We start from the raw sequence: 20,319 nt of genomic DNA on the forward strand, positions 1-20,319 counted from the left end.
TTCATAGCGGTTAACATTGCAAAATCATGTATTTCAGCAAAGTCTCACGATTGGATTAAAAGAGAAGTGGGTGAAGAGTGATGTCTGAATACAAACATGAACATATTGAGGGGGGCCATACTCACGATGTTTCCAGCTTGTCAGGTAGGAAAATATTCTGGGTAACATTACTGAATGCAACCATCACCGTCGCCGAAATAGCCGGAGGAATACTTTCCGGTAGCTTGGCCTTATTATCTGATGCTGTCCATAATTTAAGTGATACTGTCGCCATTGCTCTTTCTTATTATGCAAATAAGATTGCCCAAAAACCAAAGGATGCAAGGAAAACATTTGGGTATAAACGAGCTGAGATTTTATCTGCCTTTATAAACTCAGCCGTTCTATTAGCAATCTCTATAGTGTTGATCTTTGAAGCATTCAAACGGTTAAAATCGCCCGAAAGCATCAATGGCACACTGATGATAACCGTTGCACTGATTGGTCTTATCGCTAATTTCATATCTGTTTATCTGCTTGAAAAAGATTCGCATGAGAACTTGAATATAAAGTCCAGCTATCTTCATCTTCTGAGTGACACGGTTTCATCAGTTGGGGTAGTTGCTGGTGGTATTGCGATAAAAAGATGGGGGATTGTCTGGATTGACCCTCTTATAACTATTTTAATATCTCTTTATATTTTAAAGGCGACATGGCAAGTTATCATAAAGACTGTAGATATTCTCATGCAGTCCTCCCCTTCACTTGACTACGAAACAATAAAAACGGACATTGAAGGGATTGATAAGGTCAACAATATTCACCATGTTCATTGTTGGATGAGTAACGAAAAAACAATCTATTTCGAAGCACATATCGAAATGGAGGATATGCCATTATCCGAGACTGAATCAATTTATGATAAAATTGAATACTATCTAAAAAATCAACACGATATCAATCATATAACACTTCAAGCAGAAGTCGATAAATGCCCTGATAAAAATATTTTCAACTTATAGAGTTACAAGAATTGAAAGGGATGGGTTCATTAATAACGATTAGGCTTACATATTATTTCATGAATTTTAGTTTCCAATACAGTACTTGCATGTGACGGAGTTATTATTACCGCTGTATCGGCACCTTTACCTGAACCTCCTACTGCGATAATTGGTTCTCCATAGGGTATTAATCCAGCGTCCAGCGCCATGATTGATACTTCAACACATACTTTGGTTCCTTGCCCAAACATTCTCAAAGAATGTGCTATTATTTCAACTGGATATGCTCCACTAAAGGCTTTACTAATCCCTCTCTCCGCTCCGCTAAGAACATGAGTGGTTGTTAATACCTTTATTCCTAAATCCGTAAGTTCTTCTCGTGTTTCTTGGGACATTTCATTTTTACCTGGTTCTGGATAACCATTTGCATGGGTAACGCAAATAATATTGATGCTGTTTGAATTTTGTAATAGTTTAGCTGTATCTCCCATCGAAGAAGCTACAACAATGTATCGAATATTTTTTTCTAAAGCGGCGTTCATCGCTAAAGTTGCAGTTTCATTGGTATTTATCTTACCTACTGAATCAAAATACATAGTTTTTACCACACTTTCTTAAAAAATAATTGCCCTTATTTTCACTGTCTAATTCATCCGTTGAAAAATCAGATGAACGCCTCATTCTCAGGCATTTGCTGGATTCCAAGACGTTTCTAATATCTGAAAAATTCGCCAGAAACTCCCCGCTAAACGACTCAGGGCTCAAAATGAACTAATACGAGTTCATTTTATCTTTCCACTTAATTCTGCAGAATATTTGAAAATACCTCTTTGTAATTATAGAAAGTAATTATAGAAAATACAACGCTCAGCCAATGGATAAGCGTTGTAAGAATTAAATCACATTCTGAAATTGAGATTAGTTTTGCAATTTGGCAATCACAAAAACGATGACAATAATTGCCGCGCTGATAGTTCCAAGCATGTCGAAAATGTGTTCTCTGTTTTCTCTCTCCTTCAATTCTATCAGTGGCTTATGACTATACTCATTTCTTAGCGACATTTCATCCCCTCCTGCTAATTCTAAAATAGCTCGACACGGGTAAGAAAGCCCAAAACACGAATGGATACGAATTAACTCCCTCTTTTAAACGATATTCAATTAATTAGAAAATGAGTATTCTCGTTACTACTTATCTTCTTTAATCACCCTCTTTGATAGGTATATTTATTCAATCCATTACCGATTCGACAAGTATTTACCATAACCTTTATGTAAGGTGAACTCTTTTCAACTAAAGTTTGAACCTCGGTCTTCGGTGGAGTATGAGGTACCACTTCTACTTGTAGAAATGGGAGTCTCACAATTGAATAAAAATATAATAAAAAAAGTCAACGACCTGCTTGTCGTTGACTTTTTCACTTTTCAATGAAGTTCACACACTGTTATAGATTATTTGCTCTTTCGATTCGATAGTGCTACCAATTCTTTCGCAGCTTTCTGAAGCGTATCAAGTTTATATTCTCTATTTCTTTGCGTAATCCCAATCAGATCAAACTTATCGGCTTTGACATGGGTTAAGAATCTCTCCATCGATGTAAGACATGTAGTTAAGCCATTGCCGCTACCGCCTGCTGCAGCCACGGCTATAAATGGTTTTCCTTCAAATAAAGTCTTTTCCTTTTTTAAGGCCTCACAGCGCCTTACCCGGTCAGAAAAAGCCTTCGCTGATTCACTCATTTCGCCCCAATAAACTGGCGTTATTAGAACAAAGGCATCCACCTCCGCCATGGATCCATGTAACGTTTGAAAGTCATCTTGAACTTGACATTCATGTTCGTTACGGCACGTTCCCCATCCGTTACCACAGGCATGGCAGCTACTGATCTTTTGCCGATTGAGGTTCACCATAATGACTTGTGCACCGGCCTCTTCTGCTCCCGTTTTGGCAGAGTTACCACAGGCGGCTGTCAAACCATCAGTGTTTGGACTACTTGTAAAAATCATTACCTTCAACATTATCAATCCTTTATCCATCTCAATTTAAGTATTTTAATATTGTATCAGGAAAATCATGTCCATGGAAGCAAACCTCTCTTCATTATTTACACACCTCTTCCTAATTGGTATACTGTAATAATTATTATATTCTAAGGAGTTTTAATTATGAATACAATCAAAGAACGCGACAGCTATTTTGATAATTTAAAATTTCTATTGATCGCACTTGTTGTTATAGGTCATACCATTGAACCGATGACGTCTTCAGGTACTATACAATTTTTGTATATCCTGATTTATTTGTTTCATATGCCGCTTTTTTCATTTGTAACTGGTTATTTCAGCAAAAGATACTCCCCAACGAAGCTCTTACAAAATGTTGCGATTCCCTATATTGTATTTCAATTATTATATTTTCTCTTTACACGCTATGTGCTAGGGAATATATTCATCACCCTTTCATTTTTCACGCCCTACTGGATAATGTGGTATTTGCTATCACTTTTAATGTGGCAGCTAGTCGTGCCAATGTTCCAGTTTCGATATTCGATCATAGTGGCTATTCTCATTGGAATATTAGCTGGATACGATAATAGTGTTTCATATTTTTTCAGCCTATCACGAACAATCTACTTTTTCCCTTTCTTCCTCATAGGATACAAGTTTAATAAGGATTGGTTTTTCAATTTAATGCCAATTAAGCCCAGAACGATCATTTCAATACTTGGCTTAATTGGCGTTTCTATTGGCGTGTATAATCTTAGCGACAACATCGATCTTCGGCTTCTGTATGGAAGTTATTCTTACACCTCTATGAACCTAACTATTTGGTATGCGGGCGTGTATAGGCTTTTGCTTTATGCAATAACTACCATTATCTCTATCTTCATTCTTTATATTGTTCCATCAAGGACAACTTTCTTTACAGTATTTGGATCGAAAACACTCAATGTGTATTTACTCCATGGATTCCTCATTAAATTAATGGTAGGTCATAATTTCTACACCTATTTTAACGAGGACTATAAAAAGGTTTCATTAATTATTATCGGATTTGCCATCACCTATTTATTATCGACCAGTTTTTTCAACTATATATTAAAACCACTATATATAATTAGCCTTGATAAATTATACAATTATCCCAAAGTATAGATTATTTTCGGAATAATATGCATTATATTGATTTTTTTTATTTGTGAAAATAAACTCAATTATTGTAAATATACTGTCTTTAGTATAATATTGCCTCAGGCGGTCTGATCAGTAGTCCATTATACCGTTATGACAAGTGTTGTAACAATTCCCTCTATTCAGACATCATAGTTCTTATCAAGGAAGAGGTGATCATTTAAACTTTGTTCAAAAAAGGATAAGCATTCATTTTATCTACAAAAAAACAATGAGGAGGTTTCTAAATGAGTACAGGATTATTAGCAATTCTTTCTCTTCTCCCCATCGCAGTTGTGGGAGTTTTCCTTGTAGGGCTGAGGTGGCCCGCAAGTAAAGCCATGCCGCTCTCATTTGTCACAGCCGTTGTACTCGCACTTTTTGTTTGGAAAGTTCCTGGCGCTCAAGTAGGTGCCGCAACTATTAATGGAGTTATTACTGCTGGAACACTTATGTATATTATTTTCGGCGCTATTCTACTATTAAACACGCTACAAGAAAGTGGAGCAATCCAAGCCATTCGAAGAGGCTTCACTGGAATTACCCCGGATCGACGAATTCAAGTTATCATTGTGGCTTGGCTCTTTGGTTCCTTTATTGAAGGTGCATCAGGTTTTGGTACCCCTGCTGCCGTTGCAGTTCCTTTGATGGTTGGTCTTGGCTTCCCAGCTATGGCTGCTGTTGTTGCTGGAATGATGATTCAGAGTACCCCCGTTTCCTTCGGAGCGGTTGGAACACCAATGCTCGTAGGAGTCAGCACAGGACTCAAAACTCCTGAATTACAAGCTTATGCCTTATCTTTAGGCTTTACCGACTGGAATACATTCATTGGAGTTGCCGTCGCAACTAAGGTTGCTTTCCTTCATTTTGCGACTGGTGCTTTAATTCCCCTCATTGTTGTATCTTTCATGACCCGTTACTTTGGTAAAAACAGATCCTTTAGTGAAGGCCTCCAGATTTGGAAGTTTGCACTGTTTTCCGCGTTCTCAATGACTATTCCTTACCTAATCACAGCCAGATTCCTCGGACCCGAGTTCCCTTCCATATTCGGTGGACTAACAGGTCTTGCAATTGTTGTTACTGCTGCTAAAAACGGCTTCCTCATGCCTAAAGGAGTAGCTTGGGATTTTGAACCTAAAGAAAATTGGGATCCCTCTTGGACTGGCACCATTCATATTAAGGATATTTCCGCTAAGACTAAGATGAGCGGCCTTATGGCTTGGATGCCATATGTTCTCGTTGGTTTATTCCTGGTCCTCTCTCGCCTCAGCTTCTTACCCTTCTCAGGTTGGCTCAAGAGCTGGACTGTTAGCTGGCCTAAAATTTTCGGGACTGGTATCACGGCTTCCTTCCAGCCTCTATTTCTACCTGGTACAATCTTTATCGCAGTCTCCCTTATTACATTCTTCATGCATAAAATGGATGGGACCGCTTATGCCAGAGCATGGAAAGGCTCAGCCATGACGATGCTTGGTGCGGGTTCAGCTCTCATCTTCACCGTCCCTATGGTCCAAGTGTTCATGAACACACAAGGTGGCGCAGCCGGTTTCGGCAAAATGCCGATTGTCCTCGCTGAAGCCGCAGCTGGCTTAGCTGGATCTGCATGGCCGTTCTTCGCTCCTTTAATCGGTGGTCTTGGGGCTTTCGTAGCCGGAAGTAACACCGTTTCCAACATGATGTTCTCCTTGTTCCAATTCGGTGTAGGAGAACGTATTGGAGTTGATCCGACTTGGATTGTGGCCCTTCAAGCTATTGGGGGTGCGGCTGGTAACATCATCTGCGTCCACAACGTTGTTGCCGCTGCAGCTGTCGTAGGTCTCCTGGGAAAAGAAGGCTATGTTATTCGTAAAACATTGCTTCCCTTCGTCTATTACGCTTTGCTCCCAGGTGCGATCGGTTATTCCATTCTCTATACCTCGCAAAGAGGGTTCTTCAATGCCGGAACGATTATTGCTGCATTGATTTGGGGCACTGTAATCTATATTATTGCAACCAATAAAGGGAGACTTGCAAAGCTTCCTAGTTCAAAATAAGCTTTTAATAGTACAAATTCAAAAGGCTCCTCAATTCACACTTGTGAATTGAGGAGCCTTTTTTGCGAATTCTTGTATTTTGTGCTCCCCTAAATATTACAAATTTCTGCATAAATTGCTATTTACTCTAATTTCATGATATACTATATCTTGATGCTGACTATATCAGCGATAGATATGGCTTTATAAGCATAATAAAGGAGTGAGTTCTTAATGGAAGAAACTATTTTAGCCGCAGTCGAAAGGACTATGCAACCTAAGCTATGTAGAGCAGCTGGCTTTACACCAGGCGTGCTTTATGGCGATAGTGTTACAGATGCAATTTCCGTTCAATTTGACACAGCAGTTCTGAAAAAAGTTATTGCTGCACATGGCTGGAATGCTAAAGTATGGGTAGACTTTGGTGGCAACAGGAAATTCGGATTTATTAAGGAAGTTCAAAGAGATTCTGTCACAGCGAAAGTCATTCACATAGATGTATTCCTTGTCTCACAAGACCACGAGGTCAAAATGATAATCCCTGTTATCTTTGAAGGTCGAGATAATTTGGATAATGTACTACTTCAAGTATATAAATCCGAGATTGAGGTTACGGGAAAAGCTGTCTTAATGCCTGAATCATTTGTTGTTGACGTATCAGCTATGGTACTGGGAGATACAATCACTTCAGCGAGTTTCAATTTAGACAAACAGCTTACAATTACCGAGAGCGAAAACGAAATCTATGGAATTATTACGCCTCTACCTGAATTGGTTGTAGAACCAGAAACAGTAGTTGCAGTGGAAACTCCAACTAAAACACCTGAAGCTTAAACTAAGTAATAATCAGCAGGAGCCCCTTCGTGTTTGAAGGGGCTCCTGCTTTCATAATAGCTTAAAATATATGAAAAGAGTAAGTTATACCCACTAAATTGGGGGCCTTATTCCTTTTTAGTATAGTTTAATGTCCGTGAGCACGCTTAAATCCGTGTGTAGTTACATTTTGACGCACTTTTTCAGTTGTTCTGGACGCTGGACATCGTTGTAGACAAAAAAGCGGGTGTGCCTTCTCTTAATAGGCACCTGTTAGCGTCCTGTAGGCTCTCTAGAGTGCCCTCCTTGACGTCGCCCCCACCTCTTTGCATATTAATCAAGCCAGAGATCACTAGATCCCCTTCCATGTCCAATACTTTTGTACCCTTCAATCGCAGGGGCAACCGCTAAGACATATGGGACTGCGCGTCCCGGAACTCTGCCAAAATGATTTCTGACCTCCCTAGTGGTCTTAATTCTATTGCGGGTGGTGTCATCGAAAACGAAGATTATCCCATGATGACTAGCTTCCTGTAGATCCCCTAAGGGTTCTCCCCTATTGCTAAATTTTATCACACATTTTCATTCACTTAGCAGGGTTTTCTAGTTATCTCACGAATGAATACTATATAGAGGTGATGTAATTTGAAGATACAATATCTAGTTATTCCAGTCTCGGATCAAAAACGTCAACGTCTTACCTATGTATGTGATAAATTAGGTATTACGATTGAACAATTCTTTGACACTGCACTCCGCGAAGGGGAAATGGAAATACTTAGTAACGAGGCCTTAAAACCGGGTGGTGTGTTTTGGAATGATGATGAAGAAACTTTTAAGAAGGACGCTGAATAAGCGTCCTTACCCAATTAGCTTTACAATACTTTTCAATATAATATAATATAGCTTGGTTGTTCTGACACGTAGAAGCTAATCCTCTAATCCAAGCGTGAGGCTCCCTTCTACAAGTGGGAGTGGGACCTCCCCATAGCCTCGATGTTCAACCTTAGTTAAACGAGTCCACTAGTCAAATTCCTTCGCTGGAATATGCAAACTGACCGTTACAGAAAGGTGGTGAATATTTTGTCTGATATAAACCCATCTGACTTGGAGCACTTAGCTGAAAACATGGAAAAGGCTGAGAAATCCGAGAAAGCTATGAGTATGGTAAGCTTTAAGGATCTATTTACACCTGCTTTTATGACGACTTACACAGACTTTGCTAATTTTGGCGAGCTGCTTGTCGTTGGTAAATTCAATGTAAACAGCTTCGAGGAATTCTTGGCACTTCTAGGCGAATCCTTTGATGAATTTCTGAAGAAAACAACTAAATTCCAAGGCTGGGAAGAAATGCAATCAACCGCTGTTGCTGAATACATGAAAAAGGAAAATTCAAAGATTTAACTATTCTAGAGAACCGATCGCTTATGGGTGGTCGGTTCTCTAGAGCATTTCAAATAATTGATGGTTTCTTTAGGTTTGAGAAAAAAGAAAGGAGTGAGGAAAAATGGGCGGTAAAACTCCTAACAAGAAGGAAACAAAAAAGCCAAAGCAACCAAAGAAGCCGAAATAAATTTCACCTGGTTTTCAAAATATTTAAGGTTTTTCAGACTACACTGTTGGACTATTCCAATGGTGTAGTCTGCTTTTCTGACAGAATCCTCCGTAAGTCATCAAGAGTCATGTTTAAGCCTCGATCTATTAACACCCCAAGTAATTCTCCCTTTATTCCTAATGAGTTATAATGAGCGTGATAAAGGAGTAACCATCACAGTTACTCCTTTATCACGCTTTGTTTCACTACGCAGAGTGATAGATCTCTTTAAACTTATCGACGGCTTCCCCAATGTTAGCGTCTGTTCCCATCTCCTTCAAAGTCTCACCCACTAGTTCAATGGCTTTAACAAACATCTCTTCGGTTACATTCCCCATATGACCGATTCGAAAAGCCTTCCCTGCTAAAGACGCTAAGGACCCGGCAATCACCATGCCCTTGGCCGCTAACCGGGAGCGGAACTCTGCATCGTTCACGCCCTCTGGATAGAGAATACAGCTTAAGGTAGGTGCTGCGACTTCCTCAGAGGCTAGGGGCTTCATTCCATAAACCCCCAAGCCAGCTCTTACAGCTCTTCCTAGGGCGTGGTGGCGACGATAACGAGTAGTCAACCCTTCCGCCATGACGATCTCCATACCTTTATTAAAGGCATAAATCATGTTCACAGGAGGAGTTGCATAATATTTACCTGGATCATTCATTATTGAGACCCAATTTTTAATATCCGTATAATATCCTAAGACGCTGGGCATGGCTTCGCGGGCAGCCAATGCCTTTGGCCCAAATGCTAAAATTGCCAGTCCCGGAGGAACTCCAATTGCTTTCTGAGAGCCAGTGAACACCACGTCTAACTTGTAATCAGGGTGGCCGTAAGTTTTCTGCATATCCTCCTCGGTTGCAGCAGCTGCACAAACTCCATCAAGAATAAAGAGCGCTCCAGCTTTTTTAACGACAGGAACTAGGTCTTCCAAATGAGCCATTACGCCAGTCGATGTGTCAACATGGGTGACTGTTACAGCCTTAAAGCCTCCCTCAGCCAATTTTTCTTCGACTAACTCCTTTTTGATATGCTGTCCCCACTCCGCTTGAAGAGTTTCCACTTGAATGCCAAACGCTTTTGCCAGCGGGATAAAGCGGTCACCGAAATAGCCATGGCTTATGACCAGTAATTTCTCCCCGGGAGCAACAGTATTAATAAGCGCAATTTCCATAGCCAGTGTTCCTGAGCCAGAAATTACGAAGACTTCCCCCTCAGTGTGAAATAACTTCTTGGTTAATTCAAGGCTGTTCTTGAAGATCTTTACGAACCGAGGATCTGTGTGAGCATAAGTTTCACTCGATAAAGCTGCATAAATTTCATCCACAACGGGTGTAGGCCCTGGGATGAGTAGCATTTCCCTATTAGGCATGATTTTACCCCTTCCTTTTTTAGCACCAACCATTTCCAGTATTCCCTGATCTCCGCTTAAATAATAGTATTATAACGACCAATTAATTAAGTTTCTCTTTTAATCTTCTATTTCCTGCTTTATTTTTGCATTTGGGTATGTATACAATTCTAAACAAAAAACAAAAGCCATCACCAGATAGGTAATAGCTTTTAACCAGGCTCATCATTAGTTCGCTAATTCGAAGGATCCTTTATGAGAGTCGTAAATAAAGACCTCTCCCGTTTCAATGGTGTAATACATGCCAATAATTTCGATTTCTTTTCTGTTCAACTGTTCGACAATATAAGGATACGTTAACAAATGCTTGATCTGCTCAACAATGTTCATTTGCTCGGTTAGCCATTCCCTATAGTCTAGATCCTTAGTTTTACCAGTAGCTTTCATTTCATCCAGTACTCTTGTTTTAACATTCTCAGATAACTCTAACCATTTCTTAGTAGCAGGTATTTCATCAAGAACTTCATCTGGCAAATGGATTGCGGAACAACCTCCACAGTTAGAGTGTCCACAAATAATGATACTTTTTACTTTTAATATCTTGACTGCATACTCAATCGCTGACGTCGTCGCTGAAGTCCTCGAGTCGCACTCATGTGATTCCTGATATTTCGGAATAATGTTGGCGATATTTCTAACAACGAACAGTTCCCCTGGTAGCGACTTCGTGATCAGTTGTGGCACCACACGCGAATCCGAACAGGTGATGAACAAAGTATGAGGCTCTTGATGCCGTTTCAATCGACAAAATAAGTTCTTATGTTCCTCATAGTCTTGTGTTCGAAATTTTATTAGCCCAGCCTTTAAATAATCCATAAGCTACCTCCATTTTTTCGGTGCTTTCAGTCTCATCTATTGTTCAACAAACTCAATGGATTTATCAGTTTTAAAGAAAATTTCTCCGGTGGTTGCCTAAGTTGAGCACTTATACTTTCTGACTTTGCAAAGTAAAACAAAGTGTGTTTTTTCACTTAAAGCCTTCCACGCATGTTAAAACCCGAACCCAGACGTAAAGTCTCCTACATGAAGAGTAGCATCCTGATAATTTAAAGTCAATATGGCAATTATTAATTTATCATATGTAAGATTCTTGGAATTATCGTTTTTTTATCTTAGCGAATTTTACAACAGCTAGAAATGTCCTAGAAATGGGCATTCTGCATTCTTTCCACAAGTTAAGCATTATGATAATTTACAATTACAAAAATAATACTTTATTGCAACATACTTTTATTAATAACTTTTTTAATATTACAAAGAATTATACTTTGATCGGTGTATTCTTCAGGTTGAGATACATTTTAAACAGTTAAGCAGTCTGTGATATAATTATTTGAAAGACATTTATATATACAGCACCTTTTTGGTGAACTTGTTCGACTAGATTTGAACCAAAAGAAACACCCACTCCCACTTGTAGAAGTGGAAATCTTATGATTGGATGAAATAGAGGTTACTAATGAATATCTTCAAATATTCTAAACAAGTAGTTAGCACAAATTTTCCGGCATTAACCCATGAGAATTTTAGGATTTATTGGTTAGGGCAATGCGTTTCTTTAATCGGAACATGGGCGCAGAGTATCGGGCAAACATGGCTTGTACTTTCTCTAACTGGATCGCCACTCCTTTTAGGTATTTTAGGAGCGGTTCAATTTTTACCGATCACTATCTTTTCATTATTCGCTGGTGTTCTTATTGATCGATACCCCAAGAAACAAATAATCTTAATTACTCAATTTACTTCGATGATTTTAGCCTTTACCTTATCTGCACTAGTCTTCACACATACCGTTAGTTATGAGTATATTCTAATCTTAGCATTAATTTTAGGTTTCTCGAATACCCTTGATATGCCTGCAAGACAAGCTTTTACGATAGAACTGGCAGGTAAAAATGATTTAATGAACGCGATTGCCTTGAATTCGGCCACCTTTAATTTAGCCCGAATAGTAGGTCCTGCAATAGGTGCCTTAATTATGGCATCTTTTGGCGCTGCTTGGTGCTTCTTATTAAACGGATTCAGCTTTATGGCCGTAATCGTTAGTTTGCTTAAAGTAGAAGTGACACCCTATGTAAGAAAGAAAATTTCAGATAACAATATGATCAAAGAAATAAAGGATGGATTAAAATATATAGCAAAAGAACCAGCACTACTGCAAACAATTGTCATGGTTTTAATAATTGGGATTTTTGTCTTCAATTTTAACATTCTAATACCAGTCTTTGCTAAAAACATTCTTCATCAGGAGGCCAAAATCTATGGCTTGTTAATGTCCGCTTTAGGGGTAGGATCATTAATTGGAGCTTTAATGGTTTCAATTAATAGCAAATCTGGGCCTAATATGAAAATTCTGCTCAGAAGTTCAATTATCGTCTCCCTAACCTTAATATTAATTAGTTTCACAAGAACATATTATTATACAGCAATTTTGTTAGTCATTACTGGAATATTCAATATCTGGTTTAGCACGACTGCAAATTCAACCTTACAGATCACTTCAAAAGATGAATACAGGGGAAGAGTCATGAGCGTATATTCCTTAGTTTTTGCAGGAGCATCTCCGATAGGAAACATGTTTGCCGGCCTAACAACGGATATGTTTGGAGCTAACACGGCCTTTTTGTTAAGTGGTGTCATGACCATCGTTTTAATCGCCTTAGTAAGTTTATTCTTCAAGCTTAGACAAGCGACAAATAAACCACAACCTTCGTGAACTCCTTCAATTGATGATTAAGAAACTGGCTCGTGTCGAATTCAAGACACGAACCAGTTTCCTTTTGTCAAATACTTTGATTTTTAACTAATCCTTTTGTTGCGTACCTTCCATTATCCCTTTATTATGAAAAACCTCATCTACCTCAAGAGTAAGTAACCCGCCTTTAGCATTCTTCTGTCCATTATTACCGTAATCTGGCGTTGTGTCATCATTAACAACACTCACGACCCCTGCTGGTTCCCATGGCTGTCGATTTAATTGAGAAGCATGTTCTTTGTCATTCTCATTACTCATTGACATCGCCTCCTAGTATCTCGTATTCCATCGTTAGCTAAAATTGAAGTTTGGACGTTTTTAGATTCCCCAGTAAACTAATTTCTACTCAATCTTAAGTTTTTTACACTTTAGGTATCCTATCTGCCCCTTTAAGACATAATATAAAAAGCTTTTGATAATTTGATAGAGGGTAGAGGCTGATGCTATGAGCATACAACAACTTCATAACACCACGGACACGTCAATTTCCACGCTTCAATTTCCTGAACTGCTATTTGTTGAGGATAAGTTACAAGTCGTACTCAGCAAAGCCGATGGTCTTATTCAACAAACCTGTCTTAGTTTGTTACAATCTGGTGGCAAAAGAATTCGACCACTCCTAACTCTATATGGGGGTATGTGTTTTGCTCCGCTAAATCCATCGATGATCCAGGCAGCCGTCGCGGCCGAACTTATTCACATGGCGTCACTCATTCATGACGACGTTATCGATAAATCAGCTACGCGGCGTGGAAAACCAACTGTAAACTCCCTCTATGGAGATCATGCAGCCATTTTGACAGGGGATTACCTCTTTGCGGAAGCCTTCCGCATTCTTTCTACTCATCAATTACTTTCCAGTATGACCTACCTTGTCGAAGCAATTCAAGCTATGTGTGAGGGAGAAGTCAATCAGGCGAATGAGCAGTTCTCGAGTTCTATTAGTCATGAACAGTATTTTCAACGGATTACCAAGAAGACAGGTAAGCTTCTGACTGCCTGCTGTCAATCAGGGGCCATCCTAGCAGGGGCCTCTGCGGAGGAATTGACCCAGATGCAAGAATATGGACTAAACATTGGCTACGCATATCAAATCACCGATGATATTTTAGATATCAGTGGTGATGCGGACTCTCTTGGCAAACCCGTAGGTACCGATCTCATGAATGGAAACATTACTCTTCCGTTCCTTTATCTCATGGATAACCCAATCTATGGAAACTGGCTCAAAGAAATCCTAAAAACACGAAAGCTAACACGTCAAGGTATTTACAGCATCAAAGAGGCCCTTGTTTCCTCAGGATGCCTAGATCAAGCCTATGCAACCGCCACTACCTGTATTTGTAACGCCAAAGCAAGCTTGAATAAAATACCTAGAACTCCTTATCGCAAAACCCTTATAGATTTGGCAGATTCTATCTTACAACGTACAACTTAGAGAGCCTTCATCTTTCGCAATTGGCGACATACCCAGTAGAGTAGGTTAACTCCCAGTCCACCATGTCTTAACAGTTTCTTAGTAATGGACCGAATATCTCGGTCCATACTCTTTTCATCGGACAGATACATGGCTAAAAGCCCTTGGACAGCCGCATGATGGAACTTTGGATAATCCAATTGCGCTGTTTGTTCTAAAGAATTTTTCACAAACAGTTGTAGGCGTCTACTAATCATCTCAGTATGTTCGTAATACGCCACAAAATTCAACTGCTTCGTCTCTCTATCTTCACGTAAATCAATGAAATAATCCAGTAATATATGGGTTCCACATATCCACGGAAAGTAGGTCTTCCTAATCTTACGCCCTTTCCTTTCCGTCAATTGGGGATCGTAGGCAACGGCATAAAGACAAAAAACCCCCAAGGTTGACCCCGTTGCAGCGGCAAATTCCCACGCAGTTATCTCAGGATAATCCGTTAAGTATGGGGTAATCCAGTTTAACATTTTCGCTTCCCGTTCTTCCACTGCCAAGTGCTTGTAGGTCTGTAAGTGGGAATAGAATTTCGCCAACGTAATGGCTTCTTCTTGAACTAGTTTGTAAGACGGTAGAATTTTAAGGCTTTCTTGACAGGTTGTGACCAATAGTTCTAGATATCCTCCGTCCTCTCGATAAGGATAATACAAATAATAATCAGATCTGGATACATTAGGATCTAAGGCTTCTTGCACGGCCAGATGCAACTGAGCAAACGCCAATTCATCCTGAACTTCTAGACTATCGACCAAATTATCAAGATAATCACACATTGTTTGATAAGCAACAATAAATCGAACTGCTTCAACTCGATTCACGCCAGGATAGAGAGCATAGATACTTCCCCCTTGGCAGTGAAATGTTTTTGTTTGAATGCTCTCAAAAGCTTGCTGACGCAAGCTGGAATCAGGACACTGCGAAGCTTTCCGCCGCCATATGCTTAGTTCTTGTTTTACGTTCGGAAAAATTCGGGATACATATTGATAAATTAAACTGACGCGATTCATTGGGTTAACAGCTGATGTATTCATTAATTGTTTCTCCTTCATCAAATCGTGAGACTCCCACTTCTAAAGGTATGGAGTGGTACCCCGTACTCCGACGGTGCTCTATAAACTTTTAAGCCATTAAGTCGGCGTTCCCTGTTCACTCTTTGAAAATAGTGTTGCCAAACAACACTTCTTTTCATCCCATGGCATGGCACCTATTTTAAGCTCTATCTCAAAGAATGTATTTTCTTTCCTTTATTGTACACACATATTTCTACGTGTTTTGTGCATTCTAATTATGTGTTAAATTGTACCGAGAGGAGAATTATCATGAACACATCAAAACCAGAACTAACTGCTAGAAATTTGGCCATTTTGAATGATCAACTCGGATCTGAAGCATTGCTTGTCCATAAGTTTGCTCAAGCCGCACAATCGGTCCAAGATCAAACGATTAGCACAGAACTTTCAAACATATCTAAACAACATCGCAATCACTATGATACCCTACTCAATTATTTAAATTCGCATCAATAAAAAGAAAGGACGGGATGAGAATTGAATACTCAAACCACAATGTCAGAGCAAGATATTTTAACAGACTTGCTGACAAGCGAAAAACATACTACTTCCACTGTGAATACGTTCATTTCAGAATCGACTTGTGCTAATTTAAGACAGAACCTGAAAACCATTCTCAACGAAGAACATAGTATTCATGAAAACCTTTATAATATTATGAACCAAAAAGGCTGGTATCCTACTAGTGATGCCGAGGCCCAAGAAGTTCAAAAAGCTAAGGACAAATTTAATTCGTTACAGGTTTAACTTAAGTGGACTCTTCGCTTAACGACGCTGCAAAAAGATACGGGACCAAATTGGTCCCGTATCTTTAATTTTTATTCACTATTCTTTTTCTATCTTCTCAACCTTGACGTCTTCTTTTTTCTCGTCGCCCTCAGTGGCAGATTTAAATTCTTTTATACCTTTACCCATTGCCTTTCCCAACTCTGGCAACTTTCCTGGTCCAAAAATAACCAAGGCAATGACAAGAATTATCCCTGCTGTCATGGGCGTAACAAATCCAAACGTAGTTAGCATAAAGTTAGTCCACCTCCATTTATTGTAACTACCTAATCATACTCTGATGGTATAACTCCTTTATTAGATAGTAAGACAAGTACAGACTTATCGTATCGTATTGGAGCACAACACGCAACATATTTTTTCTGGAAAATTAAAAAGACTGCTTAGAAGCAAGTCTCTTTAAGGGTACTCCTATAAACCTCAGAGGCTTTATAAGTTGCTTCCGCTTCCTTTTCTTTTTCCTTGAATAGTTCTTCGTAGCCAAGATATAGTTTCCAGATTACATCCCATAATTCGCCATTGGCTTCAGTCACTTTAAGCCCTAAGTCTTTCGCCTCACGCCGACCAATCGGATAACCATGGGAAAAATACCCTTCAGTTAACGTTCTAGTTACGTTCGGTACCCGTCCTAGGTCATTTTTTAACATATAGCGAGTTAATAACATTTCAGCATATTGTTGGGATGCCTTTATGGTCTTTTCGTAATCTCCGATAAGCCACGGATCAAGCTTGTCGAGTAGAGGAGTTACCATAAAGGACGTAATTTCGGGATCTGAGCTGTTGATAATGGAGCGTTGCAAGTAATCTAAACAATGCCACACTGCTTGAACGGGTACCAATATGTCTTTATAGACTGGATGCTTGACTAGGGGATCGATAGGGCCAAGTTCTGAGATCGGTCCCATGACAACTTCATCGGCTCCAAGCACAAGCATTGAGGCCGCGGATTTAGCAACAAACGGAACAATAACTGAGAACTCATCGCAAAACTCTCGGATCAGTGTAACGACTTTATAGGGGGTATCCACCGCTCCCCCATAGCTGTGCAAAACCAGATCAATTTTTTTAGTATGACCAATGTCCTTCAATTGTTTATAGAGAGGGACTAAAATTGTGTCATCTAGAGGTGTATAGGAAAAATAAACTAAAACTTTAGAATTCCTCAGTTGTTCTAATCGCTCAATTAAGTTAACTCGTTCCTCTGGATTCAAATCAAGCCCCCCAGTCTAATCCTTACATCCCATAATATTCCATATTTGTTTTATGGTGAGTAAATGGGGAACCCTTTTGTGTTTAATTTGGTGATTTTGAGCTAACCATTTCGCTTAGTCACTTCTGACAGCGCTAATCTGAAAATTGAAATAGATCAACTATTACCATAGTATCCGCCAACGAAAAACCCATAGTAGAAACGATCCTTCATAAACAACTGTACCTCCTTGTTAAATTAGTATTAACAAGGAGGTACAGTTTTATGAAAGTTAAATTGAAGTCTCACAATGTTCAGCTTGAGCTATGTAGTTGATTACAAAGGTTTTTTAGGTATAACTACCTTCGCCCCTGATTGGTCATGACAACTCTGACAATATACTTCTCCGCCAAGCCCTTTTTCTTCGTGACAAGTATAACACTGTTTCCATGGTTGCTGGTTATTTAAAACCGCGTAGCCATGTCCTTTTGGACCGTTAATCCAAGTTTCCCTGGGAATCGACGAATGGGGGTTGGATGAATCGTGATCTTGAGACATGTAGAGTACCAGAACTAAGGCACCCATTAAGCATAGCGTAATGAGAGTTCGTATAACGCGTTTGCGTTCCATACAGGATGGCACCCCTTTTTAAAGAGTAATAATAAACTTGTCTAATCCATTCATGAGACTCCCACTTCTTGTAGGTGCCTTCGCTTGGTGTAGGCTCTAGAGGGTTCTCAGTACTTCACGAGCCTGTTCTAGCGCGTGGTCAATGTCTGATTCTGTATGTGCAGTTGATAAAAAAGTTGCTTCATATTGGCTAGGAGCTAAATAAATGCCCCGTTCTAACATTCCTCGATGATACTTAGCAAACCGTTCCACGTCCGACGTGCAGGCACTTGCATAATCCTTAACCGGAACGTCCGTGAAAAATGGACAAAACATCGCTCCAATGGCATTAACCCACATCGGCAGTCCTGCCTCACGAGCGAGTTGCTTTAATCCTTCGGCTAACCGGGTCGTCTTACTGGCTAATGACTCATATGTTCCTGGTTGTTGTAACAGTTTTAAAGTTGTTAGCCCAGCGTTCATCGCCAGCGGATTACCGGAAAGGGTCCCTGCCTGATAAATCGGACCACTAGGAGCAATTTGTTCCATAAAACGGCGTTTTCCACCGTACGCCCCTACCGGAAGACCCCCACCAATCACTTTCCCCAAGCAAGTCAAGTCTGGATCAATCCCAAAATGAGCTTGTGCCCCACCATAACTAACTCTAAATCCGGTCATCACTTCGTCAAAGATCAGTAATGCCCCGTACTCCTCTGTTAAACGGCGAACCCCTTGTAAGAATCCATCTTCAGGTAAGACCACACCCATATTTCCCGCGACTGGTTCGAGAATTACGCAAGCAATCTCTTCTCCTTCGCGCGCAAAAATTTCCCGTAGCCCTTCTAGATCATTAAAACGAGCAGAAATAGTAGTGGCCGCGATTTGACTCGGAACACCGGGGGACGTTGGAACACCAAACGTCAGCGCTCCGCTTCCAGCCTTAATCAGGAGTTGGTCAGAGTGCCCATGGTAGCAACCCTCAAACTTAATAATTTTTGTCCTGCCTGTGACGCCACGTGCTAAACGCAAAGCACTCATTGTGGCTTCCGTCCCGGAGTTAACCATTCGTATCATATCCATGGAAGGGTAAGCCTTCAGGACTTCTTCGGCTAAGACTGTTTCAACTTCAGTTGGCGCGCCGTAACTCGTTCCTCGCTCGGCCACTCGTTTAATCACAGCAACCACGTCTGGGTGTGCATGTCCAACAATAAGTGGCCCCCAGGAACCGACAAAGTCAAGGTAACGGTTACCATCGATATCCCAGATATAGGCACCTTCACCCCGCTCTATAAAGACTGGGTCCCGCCCTACTGATTTAAAGGCCCTAACTGGCGAATTTACGCCACCTGGAATGAACTTTTGGGCCCTAGCAAAGGCTAGTCGGCTTTTTTCATCTACAAAAGGCAAGTAAATACCCCCTTCTAACAGGTCTCTTCTTCTAAAAAATATTGCATACTGCTCTTCTTTAGTTCGGCTGTACTGAAAAGCATGGAATACGTTGTTACACCGGTTGCTAAGGAAATTCTCTTCATAACATCCTTACAATCCTCCGCAGTTCGTCCATGGACCATGGTAAAGAGGTTGTATGGCCAATCGGGTAGAGTTGGTCTTTGGTAACAGTGACTAACTTCCTTGAATCGTGCCATAGTTTCTCCAACCTCTGCCGCCCGTTCTGGAGCGACTTGCCAAACACCCATAGAGTTAGCCACGAAACCAGCCTTTTGATGTCGAAGAACTGCTCCGAAGCGACGGATAACCTTTGCTTCTAATAAACGACTTGCGATTGAGATGACATCATCAACTTGCCACTGGAGACTTTCGGCCAGTACCGTGAAGGGGGTCTGGGAATCCGGCAGATTACCCTGCAGCACTTGAATCAGGGCTATATCCTCGTCGGTTAAGTCATATGCTGAACTGTTTCCTTTATGGGCACCGCGCAAATCAGCGTCCCCGAATGTGTCTATGCCTTCTTCTGGGGACGTATCTTCATCAGATGATGCATCATCTGATAGATCAAAATTGACATTTATCTTAAACAATTGAGTAGCCGGAAGGCTGAAGACCTCCGAAACACCCGATGTTTCACGGACATAATCAAGAATGCGCTCTGCAACAGCCTGAGAACGGGCGATGAGCGTAAACCAGCAATTGTACGCATGGTTGCGAATATAGTTATGGGTCACGCCGGGTATTCCTTCTAATAGTTTAGCCAAGATTGGAATCTTCTCATCTGTAACCTTAGCCGCACATAAAGTACTATAGTACCCTAAACGTCGAGAATCAAAAACCCCACCCAAACGACGAATAATCCCTTCTTGTCGGAGATGTTGGATCCGATTAAAAGCATCTTCCTCCGTCGTTCCCACAGCCAAACCTAGGATCTGGTAGGGATGGACGGCGATGGGAAAATGGTTTTGAATGGCATTCAGCAGGGCTCGATCGATTGAATCCATC

23 protein-coding genes are annotated in these 20,319 nt (G+C 40.4%); 10 read left to right on the forward strand and 13 right to left on the reverse strand.

Translation table 11 applies throughout. The features are described 5' to 3' along the window. The first annotated feature begins 80 nt into the window (after positions 1 to 80). Positions 81 to 1,001, forward strand: coding sequence for a cation diffusion facilitator family transporter (locus E4K67_RS12530; protein WP_135547194.1), 921 nt, complete (start codon positions 81 to 83; stop codon positions 999 to 1,001). 29 nt (positions 1,002 to 1,030) lie between these two features. On the opposite strand, the gene E4K67_RS12535 is transcribed toward E4K67_RS12530, so the two are convergent. From E4K67_RS12535 to E4K67_RS12540, 3 genes are all read right to left on the reverse strand, one after another. Beyond that, positions 1,031 to 1,579, reverse strand: coding sequence for a pyruvate kinase alpha/beta domain-containing protein (locus E4K67_RS12535; RefSeq protein ID WP_135547196.1), 549 nt, complete (start codon positions 1,577 to 1,579; stop codon positions 1,031 to 1,033). 322 nt (positions 1,580 to 1,901) lie between these two features. After that, the gene (locus E4K67_RS30120; protein WP_199242534.1) at positions 1,902 to 2,045 is read right to left on the reverse strand and encodes a hypothetical protein; all 144 of its coding nucleotides are present in this window, start codon (positions 2,043 to 2,045) and stop codon (positions 1,902 to 1,904) included. A gap of 390 nt (positions 2,046 to 2,435) precedes the next feature. Further along, a complete protein-coding gene (locus tag E4K67_RS12540; protein WP_135547873.1) occupies positions 2,436 to 3,002 on the reverse strand; it encodes a flavodoxin family protein in 567 nt (188 codons plus the stop codon). A 147-nt stretch (positions 3,003 to 3,149) separates the two neighbouring features. Here E4K67_RS12540 and E4K67_RS31520 point away from each other — a divergent pair, with 147 nt between their 5' ends. The 3 genes from E4K67_RS31520 to E4K67_RS12555 all read left to right on the forward strand — a co-directional run bounded on the left by E4K67_RS31520 (position 3,150) and on the right by E4K67_RS12555 (position 7,000). Further along, on the forward strand, positions 3,150 to 4,139 hold the full coding sequence (locus E4K67_RS31520; protein ID WP_135547198.1) for an acyltransferase family protein: 990 nt from the start codon (positions 3,150 to 3,152) through the stop codon (positions 4,137 to 4,139). Positions 4,140 to 4,402: 263 nt separating this feature from the next. Beyond that, positions 4,403 to 6,187, forward strand: coding sequence for an L-lactate permease (locus E4K67_RS12550; RefSeq protein WP_135547200.1), 1,785 nt, complete (start codon positions 4,403 to 4,405; stop codon positions 6,185 to 6,187). 213 nt (positions 6,188 to 6,400) lie between these two features. Further along, positions 6,401 to 7,000 (forward strand): 50S ribosomal protein L25, encoded by a 600-nt coding sequence (locus tag E4K67_RS12555; RefSeq protein ID WP_135547201.1) that lies wholly within the window; start codon positions 6,401 to 6,403, stop codon positions 6,998 to 7,000. A gap of 312 nt (positions 7,001 to 7,312) precedes the next feature. On the opposite strand, the gene E4K67_RS31525 is transcribed toward E4K67_RS12555, so the two are convergent. Further along, on the reverse strand, positions 7,313 to 7,555 hold the full coding sequence (locus E4K67_RS31525; protein WP_158408468.1) for a hypothetical protein: 243 nt from the start codon (positions 7,553 to 7,555) through the stop codon (positions 7,313 to 7,315). A 69-nt stretch (positions 7,556 to 7,624) separates the two neighbouring features. On the opposite strand from E4K67_RS31525, the gene E4K67_RS12565 reads away from it, so the two are divergent. Both E4K67_RS12565 and E4K67_RS12570 read left to right on the forward strand, forming a co-directional pair. Further along, positions 7,625 to 7,834, forward strand: a complete 210-nt coding sequence (locus E4K67_RS12565; protein WP_135547203.1) for a hypothetical protein — start codon at positions 7,625 to 7,627, stop codon at positions 7,832 to 7,834. A gap of 228 nt (positions 7,835 to 8,062) precedes the next feature. Continuing rightward, complete coding sequence (locus E4K67_RS12570) at positions 8,063 to 8,383, forward strand: hypothetical protein (protein ID WP_135547205.1); 321 nt, start codon at positions 8,063 to 8,065, stop codon at positions 8,381 to 8,383. A 396-nt stretch (positions 8,384 to 8,779) separates the two neighbouring features. Here E4K67_RS12570 and E4K67_RS12575 read toward each other — a convergent pair whose 3' ends face one another. Together E4K67_RS12575 and E4K67_RS12580 are read right to left on the reverse strand one after the other, a co-directional pair. Next, a complete protein-coding gene (locus tag E4K67_RS12575; RefSeq protein ID WP_135547207.1) occupies positions 8,780 to 9,943 on the reverse strand; it encodes a pyridoxal-phosphate-dependent aminotransferase family protein in 1,164 nt (387 codons plus the stop codon). Positions 9,944 to 10,150: 207 nt separating this feature from the next. Further along, positions 10,151 to 10,798, reverse strand: coding sequence for a carbonic anhydrase (locus E4K67_RS12580; protein WP_135547209.1), 648 nt, complete (start codon positions 10,796 to 10,798; stop codon positions 10,151 to 10,153). A gap of 643 nt (positions 10,799 to 11,441) precedes the next feature. Between E4K67_RS12580 and E4K67_RS12585 the strand changes: the two genes are divergently transcribed. Further along, complete coding sequence (locus tag E4K67_RS12585; RefSeq protein WP_135547211.1) at positions 11,442 to 12,698, forward strand: MFS transporter; 1,257 nt, start codon at positions 11,442 to 11,444, stop codon at positions 12,696 to 12,698. An 87-nt stretch (positions 12,699 to 12,785) separates the two neighbouring features. Here E4K67_RS12585 and E4K67_RS12590 read toward each other — a convergent pair whose 3' ends face one another. Further along, the gene (locus E4K67_RS12590) at positions 12,786 to 12,995 is read right to left on the reverse strand and encodes a hypothetical protein (RefSeq protein WP_135547213.1); all 210 of its coding nucleotides are present in this window, start codon (positions 12,993 to 12,995) and stop codon (positions 12,786 to 12,788) included. 187 nt (positions 12,996 to 13,182) lie between these two features. Here E4K67_RS12590 and E4K67_RS12595 point away from each other — a divergent pair, with 187 nt between their 5' ends. Beyond that, positions 13,183 to 14,175 (forward strand): polyprenyl synthetase family protein, encoded by a 993-nt coding sequence (locus E4K67_RS12595; RefSeq protein WP_135547215.1) that lies wholly within the window; start codon positions 13,183 to 13,185, stop codon positions 14,173 to 14,175. On the opposite strand, the gene E4K67_RS12600 is transcribed toward E4K67_RS12595, so the two are convergent. Continuing rightward, a complete protein-coding gene (locus tag E4K67_RS12600) occupies positions 14,172 to 15,242 on the reverse strand; it encodes a tetraprenyl-beta-curcumene synthase family protein (RefSeq protein ID WP_135547217.1) in 1,071 nt (356 codons plus the stop codon). The two genes, E4K67_RS12595 and E4K67_RS12600, sit on opposite strands and share 4 nt — an antisense overlap. A 288-nt stretch (positions 15,243 to 15,530) precedes the next feature. Between E4K67_RS12600 and E4K67_RS12605 the strand changes: the two genes are divergently transcribed. Further along, complete coding sequence (locus tag E4K67_RS12605) at positions 15,531 to 15,737, forward strand: hypothetical protein (RefSeq protein WP_135547219.1); 207 nt, start codon at positions 15,531 to 15,533, stop codon at positions 15,735 to 15,737. 21 nt (positions 15,738 to 15,758) lie between these two features. Beyond that, positions 15,759 to 16,028 (forward strand): spore coat protein, encoded by a 270-nt coding sequence (locus E4K67_RS12610; RefSeq protein ID WP_135547221.1) that lies wholly within the window; start codon positions 15,759 to 15,761, stop codon positions 16,026 to 16,028. 78 nt (positions 16,029 to 16,106) lie between these two features. On the opposite strand, the gene tatA is transcribed toward E4K67_RS12610, so the two are convergent. From tatA to ahbB, 5 genes are all read right to left on the reverse strand, one after another. Next, a complete protein-coding gene (gene tatA / locus E4K67_RS12615; RefSeq protein ID WP_135547223.1) occupies positions 16,107 to 16,301 on the reverse strand; it encodes a twin-arginine translocase TatA/TatE family subunit in 195 nt (64 codons plus the stop codon). A gap of 149 nt (positions 16,302 to 16,450) precedes the next feature. Then, positions 16,451 to 17,278 carry an SDH family Clp fold serine proteinase gene (locus E4K67_RS12620; protein ID WP_135547225.1) on the reverse strand — a complete coding sequence of 276 codons (828 nt, stop codon included), beginning with the start codon at positions 17,276 to 17,278 and terminating at the stop codon, positions 16,451 to 16,453. Positions 17,279 to 17,592: 314 nt separating this feature from the next. Continuing rightward, on the reverse strand, positions 17,593 to 17,886 hold the full coding sequence (locus E4K67_RS12625; RefSeq protein WP_135547227.1) for a hypothetical protein: 294 nt from the start codon (positions 17,884 to 17,886) through the stop codon (positions 17,593 to 17,595). 96 nt (positions 17,887 to 17,982) lie between these two features. Then, positions 17,983 to 19,272, reverse strand: a complete 1,290-nt coding sequence (hemL, locus tag E4K67_RS12630) for a glutamate-1-semialdehyde 2,1-aminomutase (protein WP_135547229.1) — start codon at positions 19,270 to 19,272, stop codon at positions 17,983 to 17,985. Between the two features lie 14 nt (positions 19,273 to 19,286). Next, positions 19,287 to 20,318 carry a siroheme decarboxylase subunit beta gene (ahbB, locus tag E4K67_RS12635; RefSeq protein WP_135547231.1) on the reverse strand — a complete coding sequence of 344 codons (1,032 nt, stop codon included), beginning with the start codon at positions 20,316 to 20,318 and terminating at the stop codon, positions 19,287 to 19,289. Between the last annotated feature and the right edge of the window lies 1 nt (position 20,319).

This window comes from Desulfosporosinus fructosivorans, assembly GCF_004766045.1.
Classification (GTDB): domain Bacteria; phylum Bacillota; class Desulfitobacteriia; order Desulfitobacteriales; family Desulfitobacteriaceae; genus Desulfosporosinus; species Desulfosporosinus fructosivorans.

What these genes read in the sequence shown, in the direction of transcription:
- E4K67_RS12600 (WP_135547217.1), bottom strand. Translation starts at nt 15,242, where the DNA reads ATGAATACATCAGCTGTTAACCCAATGAATCGCGTCAGTTTAATTTAT.
- E4K67_RS12530 (WP_135547194.1), top strand. Translation starts at nt 81, where the DNA reads ATGTCTGAATACAAACATGAACATATTGAGGGGGGCCATACTCACGAT.
- E4K67_RS12550 (WP_135547200.1), top strand. Translation starts at nt 4,403, where the DNA reads ATGAGTACAGGATTATTAGCAATTCTTTCTCTTCTCCCCATCGCAGTT.
- E4K67_RS30120 (WP_199242534.1), bottom strand. Translation starts at nt 2,045, where the DNA reads ATGTCGCTAAGAAATGAGTATAGTCATAAGCCACTGATAGAATTGAAG.
- E4K67_RS12585 (WP_135547211.1), top strand. Translation starts at nt 11,442, where the DNA reads ATGAATATCTTCAAATATTCTAAACAAGTAGTTAGCACAAATTTTCCG.
- E4K67_RS12575 (WP_135547207.1), bottom strand. Translation starts at nt 9,943, where the DNA reads ATGCCTAATAGGGAAATGCTACTCATCCCAGGGCCTACACCCGTTGTG.
- E4K67_RS12590 (WP_135547213.1), bottom strand. Translation starts at nt 12,995, where the DNA reads ATGAGTAATGAGAATGACAAAGAACATGCTTCTCAATTAAATCGACAG.
- ahbB (WP_135547231.1), bottom strand. Translation starts at nt 20,318, where the DNA reads ATGGATTCAATCGATCGAGCCCTGCTGAATGCCATTCAAAACCATTTT.
- E4K67_RS12605 (WP_135547219.1), top strand. Translation starts at nt 15,531, where the DNA reads ATGAACACATCAAAACCAGAACTAACTGCTAGAAATTTGGCCATTTTG.
- E4K67_RS12540 (WP_135547873.1), bottom strand. Translation starts at nt 3,002, where the DNA reads ATGTTGAAGGTAATGATTTTTACAAGTAGTCCAAACACTGATGGTTTG.
- E4K67_RS12625 (WP_135547227.1), bottom strand. Translation starts at nt 17,886, where the DNA reads ATGGAACGCAAACGCGTTATACGAACTCTCATTACGCTATGCTTAATG.
- E4K67_RS31520 (WP_135547198.1), top strand. Translation starts at nt 3,150, where the DNA reads ATGAATACAATCAAAGAACGCGACAGCTATTTTGATAATTTAAAATTT.
- E4K67_RS12595 (WP_135547215.1), top strand. Translation starts at nt 13,183, where the DNA reads ATGAGCATACAACAACTTCATAACACCACGGACACGTCAATTTCCACG.
- E4K67_RS12535 (WP_135547196.1), bottom strand. Translation starts at nt 1,579, where the DNA reads ATGTATTTTGATTCAGTAGGTAAGATAAATACCAATGAAACTGCAACT.
- E4K67_RS12555 (WP_135547201.1), top strand. Translation starts at nt 6,401, where the DNA reads ATGGAAGAAACTATTTTAGCCGCAGTCGAAAGGACTATGCAACCTAAG.
- E4K67_RS12580 (WP_135547209.1), bottom strand. Translation starts at nt 10,798, where the DNA reads ATGGATTATTTAAAGGCTGGGCTAATAAAATTTCGAACACAAGACTAT.
- tatA (WP_135547223.1), bottom strand. Translation starts at nt 16,301, where the DNA reads ATGCTAACTACGTTTGGATTTGTTACGCCCATGACAGCAGGGATAATT.